At 70.2% G+C, this 5907-nt stretch carries 6 protein-coding genes; 3 read left to right on the forward strand and 3 right to left on the reverse strand.

The features are described 5' to 3' along the window. Positions 1-381 precede the first annotated feature (381 nt). The 3 genes from dapD (at position 382) to ACRDSQ_RS26750 (ending at position 3681) form a co-directional block, all read left to right on the forward strand. Positions 382-1365: a 2,3,4,5-tetrahydropyridine-2,6-dicarboxylate N-succinyltransferase gene (gene dapD, locus ACRDSQ_RS26740; protein WP_431424765.1), complete on the forward strand. Its 984-nt coding sequence runs from the start codon at positions 382-384 to the stop codon at positions 1363-1365. A 13-nt stretch (positions 1366-1378) separates the two neighbouring features. Next, positions 1379-2305, forward strand: a complete 927-nt coding sequence (locus tag ACRDSQ_RS26745; RefSeq protein WP_431424767.1) for a CHAD domain-containing protein — start codon at positions 1379-1381, stop codon at positions 2303-2305. Between the two features lie 119 nt (positions 2306-2424). Next, on the forward strand, positions 2425-3681 hold the full coding sequence (locus ACRDSQ_RS26750) for a DUF2252 domain-containing protein (RefSeq protein WP_431424771.1): 1257 nt from the start codon (positions 2425-2427) through the stop codon (positions 3679-3681). A gap of 11 nt (positions 3682-3692) precedes the next feature. On the opposite strand, the gene dapC is transcribed toward ACRDSQ_RS26750, so the two are convergent. From dapC to ACRDSQ_RS26765, 3 genes are all read right to left on the reverse strand, one after another. Beyond that, a complete protein-coding gene (dapC, locus tag ACRDSQ_RS26755) occupies positions 3693-4787 on the reverse strand; it encodes a succinyldiaminopimelate transaminase (RefSeq protein ID WP_431424769.1) in 1095 nt (364 codons plus the stop codon). Further along, entirely contained in the window at positions 4784-5110 is a 327-nt protein-coding gene (gene fdxA, locus ACRDSQ_RS26760) for a ferredoxin (protein WP_091379400.1), read from the reverse strand. Before fdxA ends, dapC begins: the two co-directional genes overlap by 4 nt. 125 nt (positions 5111-5235) lie before the next feature. Continuing rightward, entirely contained in the window at positions 5236-5826 is a 591-nt protein-coding gene (locus tag ACRDSQ_RS26765; RefSeq protein ID WP_431424770.1) for a TIGR03086 family metal-binding protein, read from the reverse strand. Positions 5827-5907 lie beyond the last annotated feature (81 nt).

A 5907-nucleotide genomic window follows, 5' to 3' on the forward strand; every position in this document is an offset into this window, starting at 1 on the left:
CCATCGCCGCACGGGCCTCACCCACGGCGGTCACGAGCTCAGCGGTCAGCGCGGGTCCACGCGAGGCCCAGAACCTGTCCGGGTCGTTGTGATGGATCTCCAGCTCCGCCATGCCACCAAGTCTCCCCGCGACCACCGACAATCCCGGCCCAGATCCCGACCTCGACGACTCGTGTCACACGATGGTGTCAACAACGGGAAATGGCTTGCGGTGAAACAGATTCCGGGTACGCACACCGCGATCTTCCCGATTCGGCTATGCGCCGCCGCCGTGGGTGAACGCCCGTGGTCAAGCAGAGTTCTCATGCCGTGTCGCCCGACGCCTCATCCTGGTCCCGGTGGGCGCTGCCTGCTCCCCGCGGGTTGACTAGCCTGTGGTGCGTGAGTAGCGCAGAGGCAGCAGAGACCAAGGGTGCGCACGGCTTCGGTCTGGCGACCGTCACCACCGACGGAACGGTGCTCGACACCTGGTTCCCGCACCCGAAGCTCGGGGCGACCCAGGCCGCGGGCACGCGCAGGCTTTCCGCCGCCGAGGCCGCCGAGGAACTAGGTGCGGGCGTCACCGAGCTGATCGGGCCGGATCCTGCCCGCGGTGTCGAGGTCGTCGCGGTCCTCACCGTGATCGACGACCTGGAGCGCCCGCCCGCCGACGCCCACGACGCCTACCTGCGGCTGCACCTGCTCTCGGCCCGGCTGGTCCGCCCGCACGGGCAGAACCTCGACGGCATCTTCGGCCTGCTCGCCAACGTCGTGTGGACCAATCACGGGCCGTGCCCGGTGGAGGGCTTCGAGACCGCCCGGCTGCGGCTGCGCGGCCGCGGCCAGGTCACCGTGTTCGGTGTGGACAAGTTCCCCCGGATGGTCGACTACGTCATGCCGACCGGCGTCCGCATCGCCGAGGCCGACCGGGTCCGCCTCGGCGCGCACCTGGCCACCGGGACCACCGTCATGCACGAGGGCTTCGTCAACTTCAACGCGGGCACGCTGGGCGCGTCGATGGTCGAGGGCCGCATCTCCGCCGGGGTCGTCGTGGGCGACGGCTCCGACGTCGGCGGCGGCGCGTCGATCATGGGCACGCTCTCGGGCGGCGGCAAGGAGACCATCAGCCTCGGCGAGCGCTGCCTGCTGGGCGCCAACGCGGGCGTCGGCATCTCCCTGGGCGACGACTGCGTGGTCGAGGCGGGCCTCTACGTCACCGCGGGCACCAAGGTCGCGCTGCCCAACGGCAAGCTGGTCAAGGCCCGCGAGCTGTCCGGCGAGTCGGGCCTGCTGTTCCGGCGCAACTCGACGAACGGCGCGGTCGAGGTCGTCAACCGCTCGGGCACGGGCGTCGAGCTCAACGCGGCACTGCACGCGAACGACTGACTACTCTGTCGGGATGACAGGGATGAAGACGCCACAGAGTTCCCTTGACCTGGGTCTGCCCGGGGAACCGCTCACCGCGGGACACAAGGACCCGGCGGCGTCGCACATCCGCGCCCGGCTCGACGAGCAGGCACGTGAGCTGCTCGCGCACACCGAGGGCGCCAGGGTCGGGACCGACCCGGAACACGTCCACGCCCTGCGGGTGGCCGTCCGGCGGGCCCGGGCGGCCCTCAAGGCCGACCACGGCACCGTCCCCGACACCGACGCGCTGCAGCGTGTGCTGAAGTGGCTGGGCGGCTCGTTGGGGGCCGTCCGCGACTTCGATGTCCAGCTCGACCACCTGCGCTCGCAGGCCGCGGGCTTCGACGAGGACGAGCAGGCGGCGGTCGAGTCGCTGTTGAAGGGCCTGGTCACCGACCGCTCGGCGGCCCGCAGGCGAATGGTGGCGACCTTGCGGAGCAAGCGGTTCCAGGGGGCGCTGCGGTCCCTGGCGACCGCAGCGATGTCGGCTCCGCTGCCGGGAGCCGAGGTCGAGCAGGAGACGGCCCTGATCGAGGTGATCAGGAAGCCGCACAAGAAGCTGATGAAGGCCGCCGACGCGATCGGCGACGACCCCATCGACGACGACCTGCATTCCCTGCGTATCCAGGGCAAACGCCTCCGCTACGCCGCCGAGCTGGCCGCGGTGACGGAGAAGAAGCGGGTGCGCGCCCTGGTCGCGGCGACCAAGTTGTTCCAAGACCTGCTGGGCGACCACCAGGACGCGGTGATCGCCGAAGAGACCATCCGACGCCTGGTCGGCGAGCACACCGACCCCGAGGTGATCTTCGTGGCGGGCCGCCTGGTCGAGCGTGAGCGCACCCGCAAGGCCGACCGCCGCTCCCGCTGGCGCGAGGCGCTGGACAAGGTCGACGAGACGGCCAAGGCCGCACTCGACTGATTCCCCTGGCTCCCCGACGTGGTTACAGTCGGCGTCCGAGGACGGGAGGCCCGGTGGCCGAGGACCGACTGCGCCGAGCGCGGATCGTGCACGTGCTGCAGGACGCCTTCGCCGACCTGATGGCCGCCGACCCGGTCGCGTTCCGGCACAAGTTCCGCAAGATGGCCGCGGAGCCGTTCGCCTTCTACCGGGGCAGCGCGTGCCTGTTCTACGCCGACATGGCCGACGAGCCCGACGAGTGGTCCGACGGGCGCACCAGCCGCGTCTGGATCCAGGGCGACCTGCACGCGGCGAACTTCGGGACCTACATGGACGACTCGGGCACGCTCGTGTTCGACGTCAACGACTTCGACGAGGCCTACCTCGGCTGCTTCACCTGGGACGTCCGCCGGTTCGCCGCCAGCCTCGCGCTGATGGGCTGGACCAAGGCACTGTCGGACGACACGATCACCAAGCTGATCCGCGCGTACACCGACGCCTACGTGGCCCAGGTCCGCGCGTTCGCCGACAAACCGGGCGACGAGATGTTCAGCCTGCACCTGGACAGCACCGAGGGCGTCCTCCACGACGTCCTGCTGCGGGCCCGGCTGGCCACCCGGGTGGAACTGCTCGACCGGCTGACCACCGTCCAGGACTTCGACCGGCGGTTCCGCATCGGCCCCGGCACCCGTGAACTCGGCGACGACGAACGGGCCAAGGTGGAACAGGCCTTCGACCGCTACCTCGACACGATCCCCACGGGCAAGCGGGCGGGCAGCAGCATCACGTACCGGGTCAAGGACGTGGTGGGTCGCAGCGGCTTCGGCATCGGCTCGGCGGGCCTCCCGGCGTACAACGTGCTGGTCGAGGGCCGCACCCAGGCATTGGAGAACGACGTCGTGCTGTCGATGAAGCAGGCGAACATCGCCGCCCCGAGCCGGATCGTCGACGACGAGCGAATCCGCGGGTACTTCCGCCACCACGGCCACCGCACCGCCGTCTCGCAGCGCGCCCTGCAGGCGCACGCCGACCCGTGGCTCGGCCACACCGACGTCGACGGCATCGGTTTCGTGGTCGCGGAACTGTCCCCGTACACCTCGGACCTGGACTGGTCGGAACTGACGGAACCGGCGGACATGCTGCCGGTCCTGACCTACCTGGGCCGCGCCACCGCGAAGATGCACTGTGTGTCCGATGAGGACTCCGAACAGACACTGGTGGAGTTCCAAAGCGAGGAGGCGATCGCGTCGGCCATCGGCGACCGCGTGCAGGACTTCACCGAATCGATCGTCGACTTCGCCATGCGCTACGCCGAACAGACCCGGCAGGACCACCGCTCGTTCGTGGACGCGTTCCGCGGCGGCGAAATCCGCGGCGTCCAGGCGACCGCGGACTGAGCAGGGTGGGCTCAGCCCGCCAGGCGCGCGGCGGCAGCGGCGATGCGCTCGTCGGTGGCGGTCAGCGCGATCCGGACGTGATTCCCGCCGGAGGGACCGTAAAACGTCCCAGGGGCAACGAGAATCCCGCGCTCAGCCAGCCACGACACGGTGTCCCAAGCGGACTCCCCGCGAGTGGACCACAGGTAGAGGCCGGCCTCTGAGTGCGACACCGTGAAGCCCGCCGCCTCCAGCGCGGGCAGCAGCACCTCGCGGCGGCGGCCGAAGCGCGCCTTCTGCTCAGCCACATGCGTGTCGTCCGACAGCGCGGCCAGCATCGCGTGCTGCACCGGCAGCGGAACGATCATGCCCGCGTGCTTGCGCGCCTCCAGCAGGCCGGCGACCAAAGCCGGGTCACCGGTCACGAACCCGGCGCGATACCCCGCCAGGCTCGACGACTTCGACAGCGAGTGCACCGCCAACAACCCGGTCACGTCACCGCCGCAGACATCCGGGTGCAGCACCGACACCGGGTCGGCGGTCCAGCCCAGCGCCAGATAGCACTCGTCCGACACCACGATCGTCCCGCGCTCGCGCGCCCACTCGACGACCTTGCGCAGGTGCTCCACCGGAAGCACCCGCCCGGTCGGGTTGGACGGCGAGTTGAGCCAGACCAGGGCGGGCGCGGCAGGCCCCAGGGCCACCATCCCATCCGACCGGACGATGTCCGCGCCCGCCAAGAGCGCGCCGACCTCATACGTCGGATAGGCCAGTTCCGGGATGACGACCGTGCGGCCCCGGGCGCCCAGCAGCGTCGGCAGCCACGCGACCAGCTCTTTCGAGCCGATCGTCGGCAGCACGGCGGTCGGGTCGAGCCCGGTCACACCGTGCCGACGAGCCAAAGCGGCCACTGCGGCGTCTCGCAGGGCCGGGATGCCATGGGTCGTCGGGTAGCCGGGGACCTCCGCGACCGAACTCAGCGCCGCCTGGATCAGCGGGGCGACCGGGTCGACCGGGGTTCCGACGGACAGGTCGACCACGCCGTCCGGGTGCGCGCGAGCGCGGGCGGCGTGGTCGGCCAGCGAGTCCCAGGGGAAATCCGGCAGCTCCGGAAAGGCTGGGTTCACTCGTGCGAGGCCTGCGGGGGCAGCGCCTTGATCCAGTCCGGGTCAGCGCTGACCTTGCCGGTCTTGGACGCGCCGCCGGGTGAGCCCAGGTCGTCGAAGAAGTCGACGTTGGCCTTGGTGTAGGCCGACCACTGGTCGGGCACGTCGTCCTCGTAGTAGATGGCCTCGACGGGGCAGACCGGTTCGCACGCGCCGCAGTCCACGCACTCGTCGGGGTGGATGTAAAGCATCCGGTCGCCCTCGTAGATGCAGTCGACGGGGCATTCCTCGATACATGCCTTGTCGAAAACGTCGACGCAGGGTTCGGCGATCACGTAGGTCACTGCGGTCTCCTGCTCCTTCATGGTGTCCGACACGCACCGGGAACTGCGTGCCGACCGTCAGTATCTCTCGCCGGGCACGTGCGCACGTACCCGGTGCCAACTTGCTCACACTGCAGGATCGTGGATCACGTTCCTGGGCGCGACCAGCCAGGATCTCGACCGCTCAGTGCCAGCACACGATCGAACACGGGGGCGTCCCGCGGCACCGGCAGCGCCGGGCCGAAGGTGGTGCCGCGGTCTTCGTCGGTGAACTGCGTCACGAATCCGAGGAGGATCTCGGCGGTCTCGTCGTCGCAGCGGTAGTCCTGGCTGGTGGCGGCGGCCAGGTCCCAGCCGTGCAGGGTGATCTCGTTGAGCGCGACGATGCCCATCACCTCAGCGGGCAGGTCCACGTTGCCCGCGCGGTTCATGTCCTCCCACGCGCCCGCCTTGCCCCAGGACGCGACGAGCGCGTCGAGCCGCTCCGGCAGCCGCTCGCGCCAACCCGACTCCAACTTGGGTGTCGACTCCCCCGGGTCGGTGTCGGTGAGCGGGCCGAACTCCTTGTCGGCGGCGGCCCGAAAGGCGGCGCTCAGACCGTCGAGGTGGCCGAGGAGTTCGCGGACGCGGTACTCGGCGCACGGCGTCGGCCCGTCGAGGGTGGAGTCGTCGACGTTCGGCAGCAGCGCCGCCACGCGGTCGGCGGACGGTTTCAGGTCGATCAATCCTGAACTCATGCGCCCAGTGTGCCGCGTTCGCCACATCCGGGGGTACCAACTGTTGCGCTCTGAGTAGGTGATGGTGTGCCGGTCGGCGTC

This window comes from Actinokineospora sp., assembly GCF_050699995.1.
GTDB lineage: Bacteria > Actinomycetota > Actinomycetes > Mycobacteriales > Pseudonocardiaceae > Actinokineospora.